The following is a 14,599-nucleotide window of genomic DNA, read 5'->3' on the forward strand; positions in this document are numbered from 1 at the left end:
GCGCGCGTTCAAGCCCGCATCATCGAAGCCTGTTCGGGGGATCGGGGATGGCGCTCACGACTGACCGGCTGGAAGAGCGCTTGCGCAGGCTCCTCGATCAGGGTGCGATACAACTCGATGTAGCGCTGCGAGGACTTCTCCCAGCCCGCGTCGATGGCCATGTCGGCTCGCTGCAGCGCACGCCAGCACTGTGGTTGCGCAAACATCGCCAGCGCACGATCAACGGCCGAGATCATGTCCTCAGCCGTTTCGCCGCTGAACAGGAAGCCGGTGGCGCCGGCAACGGGGGCGCTTACATCTCCAGCATCGAGAATCGTGTCGGCGAGACCACCCAGACGGGAGGCAACAGGTACGGTGCCGTAGCGCATTGCGTACAGGGGCGTCAGCCCGAAGGGCTCGAAGCGGCTGCCATGCAGCAGCATGTCGGCGCCGGCGTGCAGGCAATGCGCGTGGGCTTCGTCGTAGCCGATGTGCACTGCGAGGCGTGCGGGATATGCCAGAGCAAGTGCGCGCAACCCTTCTTCAATCTCGCGATCGCCGCAACCCAGCACGGCAATCTGCAGGCGAGGGTGTGCAGCGAGCAAGGCAGGAAAAGCCTCGATCGCTACGTCGGCCATCTTCTGTCCTGTCAGGCGGCTGCCCATGGCCAGCAGCGGTGCGAATGGGTCGAACGGTAGACCGAAGGTCTTCTGCAATTCGCGTTTGCAGGCATGTTTGCCGCGTAGATCATCCTGGCTGAAATTGCGTGCAATGAGTTCGTCTTCCGCAGGATTCCAGCACTCCGTATCGATACCGTTGGGCACTGCGACGAGATCACGTACGCGCTGGCGAAGCATGCCGTCAAAACCCGCGCCGAATTCCGGCGTGAGGATTTCCTGTGCGTAGGTATCGCTGACCGTGCTGATGCGGTCTGCATAGTTGAGTGCAGCCTTCATGAAGCTGAGCTGGCCCCAGTATTCGACACTGCCGTCTTCGCGCGCATGGGCGGGTACGCCGCAGGCCTCAGCCAGTTCGAGCGGATAGTTACCCTGGAAGGCGAGGTTGTGAATGGTGAATACCGAGCGCGCCTTGCTGCCGTAGTGGCGCATCAACAAGGGGACGAGACCCGCATGCCAGTCATGCGCGTGCACCACTTGGGGCACCTCGATCTCGGTGCCGCCGCTGGCAATGATTGCCGCCGCATGACCCAGTGCGGCGAAGCGCAGCGCATTGTCAGCATACTCGCGGCCGTCGATGTCGAGGTAGGGGCCGCCGGGCCGGCAGAACAAGTCATCGTCACGCAGCAGTATGACTTCGACATTGCTGTCGGGCATGAGGCCACGCCACAGCCCCGCCTCCCGGCCGGGCAGGGTGGTAATCCAGCCGCAGGGCTTGAGCAGTTCAAGCTGCGCAAGCGCTGAGGGGTAGCCGGGCATCAGGATGCTGGTGCGGATGCCGTCACCATTCAAGGCGTCGGCCAGCGCGCCAACGACATCGCCCAGTCCGCCGGTCTTGGCGAGTGGAGCGGCTTCGGCAGCGACGAACAGGATATGTGGGCGCACGATTCGGGGTCCTTTCTGGCTGCGGGTCTCTGGATGCAGCGCGAAAATGTCTGCTCCTGCATGGTGTTGCGACGGTGCTCTGTAACTTTTGCGCCGATCCGTAAGGCTGGTTTGTAAGACTTTCAGCGGGCGTCGGGAAACGGATGCACATCGCACTGTCTGTCACCGGCTATCGCGAAGATCGTGCCTGCCTCGTGAAGATGTTTGGCGCGCTACCGGGCGTCCTGTTGCAGGCGCGCCCGGGACGTCTTCGAAAATAGTACATATGCATGTTGTGTAGCGGCTTGGCAGGCGGCTGCAGCTGCCTGTTTGTTCCTCGCTGCGGAAGTGGCCCGGAGAGCGTGAGCTTCAGGCGTGGCGGCACAGGGCTTGCGGAGTCAGGACAGGTCCCGCCCGGACGGAGCGCGGGGTTGAGAGGAGCACGGGTTCAGGCTGCTGGATCAGCGTCTTGCCCGCATGAAAAACTGGTCACCACACCATGACGCCACTGTGGTTTGCAATCATTGGCAGCCTGCTGGTCCTGATGTCGCTGATCGGCTTTGCCGTCACGCGCTGGCCGGTCAGCCCCAGCATGATCTACCTGTTCATCGGTCTGATACTCGGACCGATGGGCTTCGGCATCCTCGAAGTGGACGCCGTACGCGACGCGGAATGGCTGCTCGTTGCGTTCGAGATTACGGTATTGATCTCGCTGTTCAGCGTCGGCCTCAAATTGCGCATGCCGTTCTCCGACCGCTTGTGGCGGTTACCCTTGAAGCTGGCCAGCCTGTCGATGTTCTTCACCATCGGCTGTCTGGTCTTGCTGAGTCACTGGTTGCTGAATTATTCGTGGCCGCTGGCGGTTTTGTTCGGCGCGATCATGGCGCCTACGGATCCGGTGCTGGCTTCCGACGTGCAGGTCAGGGAGCCTGGAGACAAGGACCGTCTGCGCTTTGCGGTGACGGCCGAAGGCGGCATGAACGACGGCACGGCATTCCCCTTCGTGTTTCTCGGCCTGGGGCTGCTCGGCCTGCATGAGCTCGGGCCTGACCTGTCTCACTGGCTGGCGCGCGACGTGGTGTGGGGGATTGGTGGCGGCCTGCTGGTGGGGGCTGCGTGCGGTGTCGGTATCGGGCGTCTCATCCTCTGGTACCGCGCCAGGCGTGAGGAGCCAGTGGGGCTCGAGGAGTTCCTGTCGCTTGGCTTGATCGGACTCTCGTACGGCCTCGCCTGCATGCTCCACACGCTGGGCTTCCTGGCCGTGTTGGCTGCAGGTATTGCCATGCGTCGCCTGGAGAGCCAGGGCAGGCAGCCATTACGTGAGCAAGCCGACGTGCTCGATTCGGAGTCTCCGCAGGTTGCGGCGCCGGGTCACATGCTTGAATCGGTCCTGACCTTCAATGAGCGCTTCGAGCGCATCGCCGAGGTGGGGGCTGTGTTACTGCTTGGCGGGTTGATGTCGAACGGCTATTTCACGATGCATGGCGTGATCGTGGCTGCCGTCCTGATGTTCGTGGTGCGTCCGGCATCGGTATTCCTGGTTACCCCGGGCAGCCGTACCACCATGCGCCAGCGATGGCTGATCTCATGGTTCGGGGTACGCGGCGTTGGCTCGCTCTACTACCTGATGTTTGCCATTCACATCGGCCTGCGTACACCGCAGGCGGAAGCGCTACTACCTATCGTGCTGACAGTCGTGGCTGCCTCCATCACGCTGCATGGCATGTCCGCCACGCCGCTGATGAGCCTGTATGCGCGTCGCCATCGATAGATGCTGCGACAGACGAGAAAAAGCCACCCTGTCGATTGAAAAAGGGTGGCTTGTCGGGGGCGGCTTCGGCTCAGGCGACGCTGGTCACGCTGAGCACCTGCCTTGGCGACTCTTCGATCAGGGAGCTTGGCGAGGCGCCGGCCGGCGTGCTGGAGGACGACATGCTTGACGCCGATGAAGAGCTGGATGTGCCATCACCGGGTGGTGGTGTCAGCGGAGGCGTGTCAGCGGGCAGGGCGGATGAAGCATCGCCGCTCATGCTGCTCTGAGGCACAGTGTCGGGTGTGACCGGGCTGGTCGGGGGTTCTTCCTTCTTGCAGGCGGACAGGGCCAGGGCTGCACCCACTACACAGGCCGTGAGCAAGCTCGTACGGTTTTTCGGGCTCGTCGGACCCGTCAGGCATTGCGGATTGAAAGGCTTCATCGTTGTCATCTCCTGGATACATTTCTGATCTGGCTGGTACGACATTGCTTGCGATTGAAGCCTTGTCAGACCCAGCGCAGCATGTGGCGTGCCCATCGCGGCACTTGCGAGGCATGACAAGCGGGTCCAAGGGCCGGGCTTGGCGCTGTCGGGCATAGCGCTTGCCCTGATGCGGAATGAGCGACGATTCCGCCATGCGTTTTCCAGCAGCGGCGTTGCAATCTGCGGAGCACGTGAGCACAAACTGCTCTCGCAGTCCTTACAACCAGGTGGCGACCACGCCGCCCTGGCGGGAAAACTTGCAGGAGACAGACATGCACAGGAATACCAGACAGAGGGATACACGCTCGCCGGGCGCATCGACGCTTGCCGATAGCCCGCGCCTGCCCCATGAGCACGATGAGACGACCGACAAGGAAAATCCGGAAGAACGGAAGCCGCGTGCTGTAATCAAGCAAGCACATGACGATATCGTCAGTGGCAAGCAGGATACGGATCTGCATGGCACACCAGGCCTGGACAAGCCAAAACGATGAGGACGACGCCGTGGGAGAAGAGGCTGTGAAACAGGAAGTGGACGTCCAGTATCCGGACGTGACGCATGGCGCGGGCAACGATGCATCCCGAACGCCAGCCCAGCCCGCGGGCAAGTTGGCAACTGCCCTGTGGGTCGCACGCGGCTGCATAGGCGGCGTGCAGGGCTGGATTGCGGACAGTTGCGCCAGCATGGCGGCGGCGCTGGCTTTCTACGCGGCGTTTTCACTCGCGCCCATGCTGGTCGTCGTGATTGCCGTGGCCGGTTTCTTCTTCGGCCCCGATGCGGTGGAAGGGCGCCTGTTCACGGAAATCCGCGGGCTACTCGGTGCCGACGGTGCGAATGCCGTGCAGAACATGGTGGCCAACGCATGGAAGAGCGGACATAGCGGCTGGACCGCCCTCATCTCCGTTGGCGCAATGTTCGTGGGCGCCTCGGCTACCTTTGCGCAGCTCAACGCTTCCCTCAATACGATCTGGCTGGTGCGCAAGCCCACCAGCCGTGCGGCGATCGTCGCACTGGTCAAGGTGCGCCTGCTGTCGATGAGTCTCGTCATCGGCATCGGCTTTCTGATCATGGTGTTGCTGATCCTGGACGCAGCCTTGTCCTTCGCCGTCGAATGGCTGTTGGGCCCCAGCTCCAGCGCGCAACACTGGGTGCAGCTCGCCCAGCGCGGCGTCATGCTGTTGCTGCTCACGTCTGCCTTTGCCGTGCTGCTCAAGGTGCTGCCCGAAACACGCGTGCGCTGGAAAGACGTGTGGATCGGCGCAGGCGCCTCGGCCGTGCTGTTCTCGGTAGGCAAGAACCTCTTCGGCATGTACCTCGCAAGGGCCGGAACAGCCAGTGCTTTCGGCGCCGCAGGCTCGCTTGCGGTGTTGCTGATGTGGCTCTACTTCTCATCATCAGTGTTCCTGCTCGGCGCCGAGATCACAGCGTACTTCGGCCGATCAAAGAAGCGCGAAGAAGTGCAAGCGGACGGGGGCGGCGCGGAAGCAAGGTGAGACGGAGATGGATGACGTCGAACCCGATGGCGCAGCCTGCTGTTAGCGGGCTTGTAGCGCACGCGCTGCACGGGCGATGTCGAGGCACCAGCCCAGCTTCGGGTCGAAGGTGTAGCCATTCTGTTCAAGCAGCTTGCGGGCTCGCTCAGTGAGCTCGAAACTGCCTGTGCGGGGATTCTGGCGTAACAGACCGGCGGCAACCAGTTTTCGCCGCAACGCGTGATCTGCGCGGTGCCGCGTAGCCCCTGCTGCGAGAATGGCAATGTCGAGCTGGGTGAGCGTAATCGGCGCGACACGGCCGGCTTTGACTCCGGATGCTGAGCGAGTTTTGAGCGCGGTGGATCTGGGCATGGTGGGCCCTCCAGACAATTCAGGAATACCTGACAGCCGAAGTTCATGCATCGGTTGTGCCAGAAGGAGATATGGCTCGCCGTGTCCTCTTTGCTTGTCCGGGCAGGTTCTTCCATTGCTTGCGTGCCCCATTTGGCAGAATTCACATCGCCGCGAGGCAGCCTTGGTGCATGCGACATTCCACGCAGCGAGCGCGGAGCCAGGCCACGCACGCGAGTGGATTGAACAAGTCTTCAGGCAGGCTCAATCCATCTTCGTCTTGCCGCCTTTGACGGCTGCTGCAGTGGCGCGGAATACCGCTTCGCAATCGGTGTTGGAGCCAGGCCCGGTCTCGATGAGCGGGACCAGTGCGAGCAGGGGATTGACGAAGCCCAGCGCGACGGCGCTACCCACACGCAGGGCGAGCTCGCGTGACAGCACCGAGTAGCCAGGCTGCGAAAAGCTGCCGTACAGGCGCAGTGGCGCGCGGAACGAGAGGATGCTGCGATCTTTCGGTTCGGGGCTGAGGACGATGTCGAACTTCTCGTTCTTCATATCAACCTTGCCCTTGCCGTCGACCCGCGTGTCACCCGTGTCGAATACGATCACCTGGCTCTCGGCCTGCCCGTCATTGACCTTGAACGATGCGCCTGCGCAGCGGATCGGCGTTTGTGAATCGCCGCGCACGAGGAACTTCAGGATCTCACCGCCGTCGAGGCCGACCGCCTCTATCATCAGGCTGGAAACCGTACCGCCCGACATGGCGAACTGTGCGCTGCCTCTGGATGTGGCCAGCATGTCCGCGACTGAATTGCCGCGACCTACCAGATGTACCTTCGCGCCGATGGCGCCGTCGCTCTGCTTCATGATCTCCGTCGTCGGGAAAAGTTGCGAGAGCTTGGCGTGACTTACCGAGATGTCCGCGTCCACTGCGATCGGGTTCTGGCTGCCATCGAGCGAGATCTGGGCAACGATGTCGCCATCGGCTACACCCAGTTTGAGGGGCGTCAGCGTCAGCTTGCCGGCATCGACCTTGATGGCAGCATAGAGATCTTCCAGCGGCAGCTCGTCAGGGACGTTGAGCTTTTTTACATCGAGCGTGACGTCCGCATCCATTGCGTTCAGGCGATCGAGCTTGAACGGCTGTTGCGGCAGGACTCGCTGGTCAGCCACCTTGACGGGCTTGGCCGCCACGATCGTCTTCGTGTCGGCGGGTTTGGCCGCTCTTTGCGCCGGGCTCATGCCGATAAGCGGGCCAAGGTCTTCAAGCCCGAGATACTGACTGCGCAGCTTCGCCTTCAACAGGGGGCGTGGCGCGCGGGAGGTGAAGCTGGCGTCGCCCGCAATGTCACTCTTGCCGATCACGCCCTTGAAGCCCTGGTAGCCGAAGGTTTCGCCCTGCTGCGTAAAGCGCCCGGCAATGCGATAGGGCGGCGACGATGGCAGCACCAGTGGCAGGGTGGGGTAGAGCGCGGCGAGGTCAGGGCCGGCGATGGACAGTTGTGCGTCGATGGCTGAGGGCTTGAGCAGGTCCGTCACGACTCCGTCCGCACTGAGGCGCGTGCGGCCTATCGTGAGCTTCGTCAGCAGCGGGAATTGCGCGCCGCTCTCCTGCAGGCTCAGCACGTCGGCAGTGCTGGCGGTGCCGTCAAAGGGAATCTTGTTGTAGCTACCTTTGAAAGCCAGTTGCGTGGTGAGGCTGCGATGGCGTTCAGAGTCCTGGAGGGGAGAGGGCCCCGTGGCTGCCTGCACGACGATGGCGAGGTCCACGATCCTGTCGTCATAGGCGATCACGCCGTTGTCCACCGAAAGCTTCTGCACTCGCACCGTGCCCTTCGAGGGCTCGCCGGGTTTGCCGAAGGTCCAGTTCGTCCTGCCATCTGCAAAGCGCGCCAGATGGATGTCGGGCTTCGAAAGCCGTACTTCCGGAATCACGATGTCCGGGCCGAACAGGCTCGGGATGTCCACCGCGATGTCGATTTCGTCGGCCGTGATCATCCGCTCGGGCGTGGCGTTCTGGATGTTGCCGACGCGTACGTCCGTCAGCTTGACGACGGGCGGCCAGGCAAGCTTTACATCGAGGTGACCAAGTGTGACGGTACGTTCGGTTTTCGCACTGGCCATACGTTCCAGCGGACCTCGCAACCAGTCCCACTCGAATACCGCGATGAAGATGGCAAGCAGTACGACAAACAGGCCGAAGGCGCTGAGCAGGGGATGATTCGACGGGTACTTGCGCATGTTTGTTCCAGTCCAGTAGGTGCGTCGCTGAAGGGCACACGTTGAACCGACGCGGTATCAGTCGGCCCGGACCTGAGGCCGGGCTCGTACCGCGCGATTCGATGCTTTGTGCCTATGCGCCGCATCTCCCGTGCCGCGCTGCGCGCGTGCTGTCCGGGAGCGGTGCTGGAGGGTCTTGCTCAGGCGGCGAGGGCGCCATCCTCATTGCGTATCAACACGTGATTGATCACGTGTGTCACGAAGGGGCATTGGCGAATGAAGTTGCCAATCTTCGCGCGCATATTGCGGCTGCTCACCCAGCCTTCGATGCTCATGACGCCGTTACTGACATGCAAAAGCAGCTCTCGCGTTTCGAGATGACTCTGGTGTGCGAGTTGTTCGTAAACCGCTTCGAGCAGGCGCTTGTCGAGCAAGGCGCGTCGCACCGGGCTGATGCGTGGCGGCTGCTGCACTACTTCCTCTGCGCCATCGTCGCTGCCGGGCCTGAAGCTGAAACGTTGCGTCAGTTCGGCGTCGGAATGGAGGGCCGGAAGCTGGCCTGTCGATGCTGGTGTGCTTGGGGTGGTTCGGGCAACTGAAAGCTTGTTGCGAAGCTGCTCTGTAAAGTGCGTAACTCTTGTTGTTTTCAATTCTTTCTCCGTTGAACTCTCTCGACCGGGCGTGTGATGCAGGGCTTGCAAGCCCTCTGCTGTGAGCCGCGGTGCGTGCCAACCCTTCTCGCAACCGCTGTGCCCGACCAGGTTCCGAGAACCACGTCCATATGCAGGCGATGCCGGTGCATTGCGCACGCAATGCGAGGGCAAGGCTCTTTTCCAAGGCAGCGTAAAGCTTGCATGTGAAGGAATTGCTAACGTGGCTGGCGATTTTTCACCGCATGGCAGCGCAAGGCGGACGAGGGGGAGGGCGGCTGCAGCTCGTCTTCACTTGTCGGCCTTCTGTCGGAGCCAGGCGCGGAAGATCCGGCGCAGCGCGAGGCGGGATCGGCGCTTGCGACGCCCCCGGGGCTGGCGAAGGGCCAGAAGGCGTCTGCACCCGGTTTGCAGCGCCCTTGTCATGTTCTCGGGGGAGCTACCGAAATGAAAGTTGCCTACATCACTGAAACCTGGCCGCCCGCTTTGAATGGCGCGGCCCTGGCTGCGGCGCGCGTGGTCAGCCACTTGCGCAAGCGCGGCCACGGCGTCGAGTTGATCCGTCCGCGCCTGCATATGGAAGATGCAGGCGACACAGACACAGTGACTGTGCCGACGATGTCGGTGCCGATGTGTGCGGATCTTCGGATAGGCATGCCGGTTGGCCAGCACCTCATCAAGCGCTGGCGCGCAGCGCGGCCCGACGTGGTGCATGTCGCCACACAGGGGCCGTTGGGGTGGAGCGCCTGCAATGCAGCGCGGGCCCTCGATATACCGGTGACCTCCGACTTCCGCGATCGCTTCGATGCGCCGGGTGGCAAGGTCGTCGCGCCGCTGTTGCGTGCCTATTTGCGCGGCTTTCACAATCGCACGGCCTGCACATTCGTGCCGACCGATGAAGTCGCCGGCCAGTTGTCCGAGCAGGGTTTTCGCAATCTGGTCGTAAGCGGCCGCGGCGTGGACACCGTGGCGTTCTCGCCGTACTACCGCTCCGAGAGCCTGCGTCGTCACTGGGATGCAATTGGTCCGGTCGTGCTGTACGTAGGGCGCTTGTCCGAGGAAAAGAACCTGTCCGCGTTGCTCGACGCCTACGCCGCGATACGAGTCGCCGAGCCTTCCGCCCGCCTGGTGCTGGTCGGCGAAGGCCCGATGCGCGACGTGTTCGAAGAGCGCTGCCCGGATGCGATCTTCACCGGGCACCTCAGTGGTTCGATGCTTTCAGCCTGCTATGCCTCGGCTGACATGTTGCTGCTGCCCGCACTGGCGGAGGGCTTTGGCAACGTGACGCTGGAAGCCATGGCCAGTGGGCTGCCCGTCGTGGCTTATGACATGGGTGCGGCGGCGATGCACATCAGGAACGACGTGAATGGCATCACCGTCGTGCCCGGCGACCAGTACGCGTTCGTGCGTGCCGCCGTGGCGCTTGCCTGCGATGAGCCCTTGCGCGAGCGCCTCGGTGCCGCCGCCTGCCAGACAGCGCGCGCAGCCAGCTGGGAGCACATCCTCATGGACTTCGAGCAGACCCTGTATGCGAACTGCGCTTCGCAATCGACCGCTTCTATTGGCGCCTGCCCGGCCTGAAGATCCAGGTTCGCCATCATGAGAATGATGGCGAACTGGTGAATCCACAATGAAAAAGGCCGACGGCAATACCGTCGGCCTTTTTGCATGCTGCCAGCTGAATCAGACCTGGCGACGCAATTCAGCAGGCGGCACCTTCATCATGCCGCGATACTTGGACACCGTGCGGCGTGCAACCACTACGCCCTGGTCGGCGAGCATCTTGGTGAGTGAGACGTCAGACAACGGGGCGTCCTGCGACTCAGCGGAGATCATGCCCTTGAGCAAGGCTCGCACTGCAGCGGCCGAGCAGGTGCCACCCGTCTCGGTGTCCAGCTGGCGCGAGAAGAAGTGCTTGAACTCGAAGATGCCACGTGGCGTCGCCATGTATTTGTTGCCCGTGGCCCGCGAGACCGTCGATTCATGAATCTCCAGCTCTTCTGCCACCTCACGCAGGATCAGCGGCTTGAGTGCCACGTCGCCATAGTCGAAGAATGTCTTCTGGCGCGCGACGATGGCCTCCGCAACGCGCTGGATCGTGCTGTAGCGTTGCTCCGCGTTGCGCAGCAACCAGCGCGCTTCCTGCAGCTCCTGAGCGAGTGGCGTGCGGTCGCTGCAACGGTTGCGATGGAACATGTCTGCATACACCTGGTTGAGGCGTGCGCGCGGCATGACAGCCGGGTTTGTCACGACGGACCAGCGCCCCTTGATCTTGCGAACGATGACGTCCGGCACGATGTAGTCGGCCGTGCGCATATTGAAGCGCGAGCCGGGGCGTGGATTGAGTTCGCGGATGATGGCGTGTGCAGCTTGCAGGTCGTCTGCATTGCAGCCGAGCAGTTTGCGCAGTTCGGGGCCGTCGCGGCGGGCCAGCAAGGCGAGATGATCCTGGACGATGCGTTCCGCCAGCGCATGTGGTACGTCGTTGCCGTCGCGTGCCCTCAGCTGCAATTGCAGGCATTCACGAAAATCACGCGCGGCGACGCCGACTGGCTCGAGGTTCTGCACGAGGCGCAGGGCAACCAGGAGTTCGCTGGCTTCGATGCTGCTGCCTGTCTCGGGGTCATCGATGCTGCTGGCGAGATCCTCGAGGTCTTCGCGCAGATAGCCGTCCTCATCGAGCGAGTCAATGATCAATTCGGCCAGGGTGCGATCACGCGCCTCAAGGCGGTATGCGCTCAACTCGCGATGCAGGTGCTGGCGCAAGGTCGGCACATGGCTGACCCAGTCGCTGAAATCATTCTCGCCGTCCTCGCCTACCCGGGAACCGCTCGAGTACGAGGCTTCGAGGTTGTCGCTTTCGTAATCCTGCGAGCCGCCCTGATCGTCGGATTCATAGCTGGACTCGAAAGGCTCGTCCGGCACTTCGCTGGATTGTGTTTCCAGCATCGTGACTTCGCTGGGAGAAGCAGAACCGAGGCCGAGTTCGCCGAGCTGTTCGGCCTCTTCCGCCGCAGCGGCTTCGCCAGGCACGACCTCTTCTTCTTCGAGGAAGGGATTGTTGGCCAGTGCGTGCTGGATCTCCTGCACGAACTCCTGCGACGAAAGCTGTAACAGCTTTACCGACTGTTGTAGTCGGGGCGTCAGGCTCAAGGTCTGTTTGGCTCGCTGATCAAAGGCGGTGTTCATCATTTTCTCTGCTCCTGCTTTTGGTCGCTGGTTCAGTGCCCAAGTCACTGATGGCGACGTTTGTCGTTGCGTGAATATGCGTTCCGGACTCTTCACTGCAACGACCATGCCAGTTTGTTAAACCTCGTAACGGCGCGGGTTACGTGGGGCCTGGCTCGTCGGCAAGCGCAACATAACTACATGCGGCCGGTACTTTTTACGCGGCAGGGAGCGTTAATTGCTGGCAAGAGTTGGAGTCGCTTCCAGCAACTCAGGAAACAGGTTGCCTGTCGCCTGTGTCGCCAGGTGACGGCACGCCGATTGCGGCGACCTCCCTGGTCGGGCCCATGTCAGACGTGTGGGTCACGGTCAATTCCAGAACGTGGAAAGAAAAGGAGATAGCCATGCATCCAATCCTGAAAAAACAGATCACCCTTGGTGCAATCGTTGCCGCCACCGCGTGCTCGATCTCGTACTCCATCGCTGCTGCGGACGTCATCGATACAACGCCGCGGGAAGCGGGCGGCAAAGTAAAAGGTGCCGCCGAAGGCGCGGTGAAGTTCGTTGATGACGTTGCCATCACCACTGCGGTCAAGACAAAGCTGATTGCGGACGAGCAAACCAAGGCGCGCGATATCAAGGTCATCACCGAAAAGGGCGTCGTGCGATTGATCGGCGAAGTCGACAGCAATAGCGAGCAACGCGAAGCGGAATCCGTTGCGCGCTCCGTCGATGGCGTGCAGGCCGTGAAGAACGAATTGAAGGTCAAGGCGCGCTGAACCTCCGGAAGTACTGCAGAAAATTCGCTGGCGATGCAGGACTTACCGGGCAAGCCCCCATGCGGCATCTCTGCCAGGTGCGCGGGGTACCAGCCCTTGCAGGGCAATGACGCCCAAACAGTTTAGCGGAACACAAATTGCTCGACTCCAGGTACGGCATGTCCAACGCATCCAAGGCAGCGCGGAGTCGTGTCGGAGTCCTGAGACTTATCAGGATTACCCCCTGAAACAGAAGTGGATAAAGGAGACGAATATGTCGATATCATCACAACAGTCGCTCAATGTCAGTGGTGGCGCAACCATCATTGGCTCGCACTTTGGCTCGGGTCGTTCCGGCCCCGAAGTCCTCGCAGCCGATACGCTGGAAGGTGACGAAGTGTTCAGCATTTCCGGCGACAAGCTGGGCAAGGTCCAGAACATCATGCTGGACGTGCCCACAGGCCGCATCGCTTACGCCGTGCTGTCGAGCGGCGGCTTTCTCGGCGTGGGCGACAAGCTCTTCGCCATTCCCTGGTCGGCGTTGACGCTCGATGCGGACCGCAAGTGCTTCGTGCTCGATGCCGAGAAGGAGCAGCTCGAAGCCGCTCCTGGTTTCGACAAGGACCATTGGCCAGCGATGGCCGATCTGAGCTGGGCTACGTCGATCCACAACTATTACGGCAAGCGTCCGTACTGGGATCTTGGTGACGAATAAGTCGAATGAGTCTTGAGAGCCCTTGCACGGGCGGGCCTGCTGCCCGCCCGTGCTCCCAGATTTTTTCCGATGAAGGATGGATTCATGAACACGGAATTCCAGACCATGCGCGATCTGCGCGCTATCACTACCGGCGCTGCGACGGCGCCGCGCCGGGAAGGCCCGAGCAAGACAGAGGAACAAAGATCTGCAAGGCGCCCGGCGGAGAAGCGCAGCCGCACCTCGGCGCGCAGCGCAGGCTGAAGCGACCCTCACGACGTCACCCTCAGTTACGGCCAGGAGATTTCCAGATGCCGCTCAAGAACGGAAAGAGCCAGAAGACGATCAGCGAGAACATCCGCACCCTCGTGCATGAGTACGAGGACGACGGCGCAATCGGCAATAGCCATCCCGCAAGCAAGAAGAAGGCGGTCAAGCAGGCGGTTGCCATCTCGCTGAGAAAAGCTGGCGTCAGCCGCACCCGGAAGAGCCGTAAGGCAAGGTCGTAACCTGGCGTGAAGGAGAGTCGCATGGTCGACACACAACAAGTCAATCCACCACAACATCAGGACCATCAACCTGGCTCGGAGGCCTTGATGCAGCCGGCGCCCGAGTCAGCGCCGCGCGTCGCACCGCAAGGCAAGAAGCTGCAGGGAAAGGTGGCGATCATCACGGGCGGCGATAGCGGCATCGGCAGGGCCGTCAGTGTTGCTTTCGCTGCGGAAGGTGCTGACATCGTGATCGCCTATCTCGATGAGGACGCCGATGCTCAGGAAACCATTCGCCTGGTGGGCGAGTATGAACAGCGATGCGTCGCCCTGCGTGGAGACATCGGCACCACGGACTTTGCCGCGGAACTGGTGTCCCGCACGCTGATCGAGTTCGGCCAGATCGACATCGTCGTGAACAACGCCGCCGAGCAGCATGTGCAGTCTTCCATCGAAGACATCGAACCCCGGCAGCTCGAAGAGACGTTCCGCACCAATGTATTCGCAATGTTCTATCTGGTCAGGGCAGCACTGCCGCATCTCAAGGCCGGCGCGAGCATCATCAACACGGCGTCAGTGACGGCATACCGCGGCAGCGCGCACTTGCTCGACTATTCCGCATCGAAGGGCGCCATCGTCGCCTTCACGCGCTCCCTGTCGCAGCAACTCGTTGAAATGGGTATCCGCGTTAACGCCGTGGCGCCAGGACCGGTGTGGACGCCGTTGATCCCGGCTTCATTCAGCGCCGAACAGGTTGCCGAGTTCGGCAGCAAGTCGCCGATGAAACGACCAGGCCAACCCAACGAGGTTGCACCCAGCTACGTGTTCCTGGCTTCGAACGATGCCAGCTTCATGAGCGGGCAGGTGCTGCATCCGAATGGCGGCGAAGTCATCAACGGTTAGGCAAGAGCAGATCTCGGAATGAAAAAGGCCATGAAGCAATTTCATGGCCTTTGCTTTTCCTCTATCCGTCAGGAAGCTGTGGCAGGACGAGCGAGCGGACAGCACGTCAGTACGGCGAGCACCTCGATGAAGTCAGC

At 61.8% G+C, this 14,599-nt stretch carries 15 protein-coding genes; 9 read left to right on the top strand and 6 right to left on the bottom strand.

Going from position 1 to position 14,599, the window contains the following annotated elements; genetic code table 11:
- Positions 1–8 precede the first annotated feature (8 nt).
- Positions 9–1,541 carry a glycogen synthase GlgA gene (gene glgA / locus VVD49_RS19150; RefSeq protein ID WP_327600832.1) on the bottom strand — a complete coding sequence of 511 codons (1,533 nt, stop codon included), beginning with the start codon at positions 1,539–1,541 and terminating at the stop codon, positions 9–11.
- A 478-nt stretch (positions 1,542–2,019) separates the two neighbouring features.
- Here glgA and VVD49_RS19155 point away from each other — a divergent pair, with 478 nt between their 5' ends.
- A complete protein-coding gene (locus VVD49_RS19155) occupies positions 2,020–3,291 on the top strand; it encodes a cation:proton antiporter (protein WP_327600833.1) in 1,272 nt (423 codons plus the stop codon).
- A gap of 70 nt (positions 3,292–3,361) precedes the next feature.
- On the opposite strand, the gene VVD49_RS19160 is transcribed toward VVD49_RS19155, so the two are convergent.
- Complete coding sequence (locus VVD49_RS19160; RefSeq protein WP_327600834.1) at positions 3,362–3,715, bottom strand: hypothetical protein; 354 nt, start codon at positions 3,713–3,715, stop codon at positions 3,362–3,364.
- 176 nt (positions 3,716–3,891) lie between these two features.
- Between VVD49_RS19160 and VVD49_RS19165 the strand changes: the two genes are divergently transcribed.
- On the top strand, positions 3,892–4,251 hold the full coding sequence (locus tag VVD49_RS19165; protein WP_327600835.1) for a hypothetical protein: 360 nt from the start codon (positions 3,892–3,894) through the stop codon (positions 4,249–4,251).
- 10 nt (positions 4,252–4,261) lie between these two features.
- Complete coding sequence (locus tag VVD49_RS19170; RefSeq protein ID WP_327600836.1) at positions 4,262–5,251, top strand: YihY/virulence factor BrkB family protein; 990 nt, start codon at positions 4,262–4,264, stop codon at positions 5,249–5,251.
- Positions 5,252–5,293: 42 nt separating this feature from the next.
- Here the strand turns inward: VVD49_RS19170 and VVD49_RS19175 are convergent, their stop codons facing one another.
- From VVD49_RS19175 to VVD49_RS19185, 3 genes are all read right to left on the bottom strand, one after another.
- Positions 5,294–5,602: a hypothetical protein gene (locus tag VVD49_RS19175; protein ID WP_327600837.1), complete on the bottom strand. Its 309-nt coding sequence runs from the start codon at positions 5,600–5,602 to the stop codon at positions 5,294–5,296.
- Positions 5,603–5,845: 243 nt separating this feature from the next.
- Positions 5,846–7,822, bottom strand: coding sequence for an AsmA family protein (locus tag VVD49_RS19180; protein ID WP_327600838.1), 1,977 nt, complete (start codon positions 7,820–7,822; stop codon positions 5,846–5,848).
- 179 nt (positions 7,823–8,001) lie between these two features.
- Positions 8,002–8,451: a BON domain-containing protein gene (locus VVD49_RS19185; protein WP_327600839.1), complete on the bottom strand. Its 450-nt coding sequence runs from the start codon at positions 8,449–8,451 to the stop codon at positions 8,002–8,004.
- A 447-nt stretch (positions 8,452–8,898) separates the two neighbouring features.
- Between VVD49_RS19185 and VVD49_RS19190 the strand changes: the two genes are divergently transcribed.
- A complete protein-coding gene (locus tag VVD49_RS19190; protein WP_327600840.1) occupies positions 8,899–10,032 on the top strand; it encodes a glycosyltransferase family 4 protein in 1,134 nt (377 codons plus the stop codon).
- Between the two features lie 102 nt (positions 10,033–10,134).
- Here VVD49_RS19190 and VVD49_RS19195 read toward each other — a convergent pair whose 3' ends face one another.
- Positions 10,135–11,643 (bottom strand): RNA polymerase factor sigma-54, encoded by a 1,509-nt coding sequence (locus VVD49_RS19195; protein ID WP_327600841.1) that lies wholly within the window; start codon positions 11,641–11,643, stop codon positions 10,135–10,137.
- A gap of 380 nt (positions 11,644–12,023) precedes the next feature.
- Here VVD49_RS19195 and VVD49_RS19200 point away from each other — a divergent pair, with 380 nt between their 5' ends.
- The 5 genes from VVD49_RS19200 to VVD49_RS19220 all read left to right on the top strand — a co-directional run bounded on the left by VVD49_RS19200 (position 12,024) and on the right by VVD49_RS19220 (position 14,462).
- Positions 12,024–12,398, top strand: a complete 375-nt coding sequence (locus VVD49_RS19200; protein WP_327600842.1) for a BON domain-containing protein — start codon at positions 12,024–12,026, stop codon at positions 12,396–12,398.
- Positions 12,399–12,651: 253 nt separating this feature from the next.
- Positions 12,652–13,092, top strand: coding sequence for a PRC-barrel domain-containing protein (locus VVD49_RS19205; protein ID WP_327600843.1), 441 nt, complete (start codon positions 12,652–12,654; stop codon positions 13,090–13,092).
- Positions 13,093–13,176: 84 nt separating this feature from the next.
- On the top strand, positions 13,177–13,335 hold the full coding sequence (locus VVD49_RS19210) for a hypothetical protein (protein ID WP_327600844.1): 159 nt from the start codon (positions 13,177–13,179) through the stop codon (positions 13,333–13,335).
- Positions 13,336–13,382: 47 nt separating this feature from the next.
- Positions 13,383–13,580, top strand: a complete 198-nt coding sequence (locus VVD49_RS19215; protein ID WP_327600845.1) for a hypothetical protein — start codon at positions 13,383–13,385, stop codon at positions 13,578–13,580.
- A gap of 21 nt (positions 13,581–13,601) precedes the next feature.
- A complete protein-coding gene (locus VVD49_RS19220; RefSeq protein ID WP_327600846.1) occupies positions 13,602–14,462 on the top strand; it encodes an SDR family oxidoreductase in 861 nt (286 codons plus the stop codon).
- The last annotated feature ends 137 nt before the right edge of the window (positions 14,463–14,599 follow it).

Source organism: Uliginosibacterium silvisoli (assembly GCF_036017035.1).
GTDB classification, from domain to species: Bacteria; Pseudomonadota; Gammaproteobacteria; order Burkholderiales; family Rhodocyclaceae; genus Viridibacterium; species Viridibacterium silvisoli.

Bases quoted from the DNA above. Each gene is read 5' to 3' on its own strand.
- VVD49_RS19155 (WP_327600833.1), top strand. From the start codon at position 2,020: ATGACGCCACTGTGGTTTGCAATCATTGGCAGCCTGCTGGTCCTGATG.
- VVD49_RS19160 (WP_327600834.1), bottom strand. From the start codon at position 3,715: ATGAAGCCTTTCAATCCGCAATGCCTGACGGGTCCGACGAGCCCGAAA.
- VVD49_RS19165 (WP_327600835.1), top strand. From the start codon at position 3,892: ATGAGCGACGATTCCGCCATGCGTTTTCCAGCAGCGGCGTTGCAATCT.
- VVD49_RS19175 (WP_327600837.1), bottom strand. From the start codon at position 5,602: ATGCCCAGATCCACCGCGCTCAAAACTCGCTCAGCATCCGGAGTCAAA.
- VVD49_RS19180 (WP_327600838.1), bottom strand. From the start codon at position 7,822: ATGCGCAAGTACCCGTCGAATCATCCCCTGCTCAGCGCCTTCGGCCTG.
- VVD49_RS19190 (WP_327600840.1), top strand. From the start codon at position 8,899: ATGAAAGTTGCCTACATCACTGAAACCTGGCCGCCCGCTTTGAATGGC.
- VVD49_RS19195 (WP_327600841.1), bottom strand. From the start codon at position 11,643: ATGATGAACACCGCCTTTGATCAGCGAGCCAAACAGACCTTGAGCCTG.
- VVD49_RS19200 (WP_327600842.1), top strand. From the start codon at position 12,024: ATGCATCCAATCCTGAAAAAACAGATCACCCTTGGTGCAATCGTTGCC.
- VVD49_RS19205 (WP_327600843.1), top strand. From the start codon at position 12,652: ATGTCGATATCATCACAACAGTCGCTCAATGTCAGTGGTGGCGCAACC.
- VVD49_RS19210 (WP_327600844.1), top strand. From the start codon at position 13,177: ATGAACACGGAATTCCAGACCATGCGCGATCTGCGCGCTATCACTACC.
- VVD49_RS19215 (WP_327600845.1), top strand. From the start codon at position 13,383: ATGCCGCTCAAGAACGGAAAGAGCCAGAAGACGATCAGCGAGAACATC.
- VVD49_RS19220 (WP_327600846.1), top strand. From the start codon at position 13,602: ATGGTCGACACACAACAAGTCAATCCACCACAACATCAGGACCATCAA.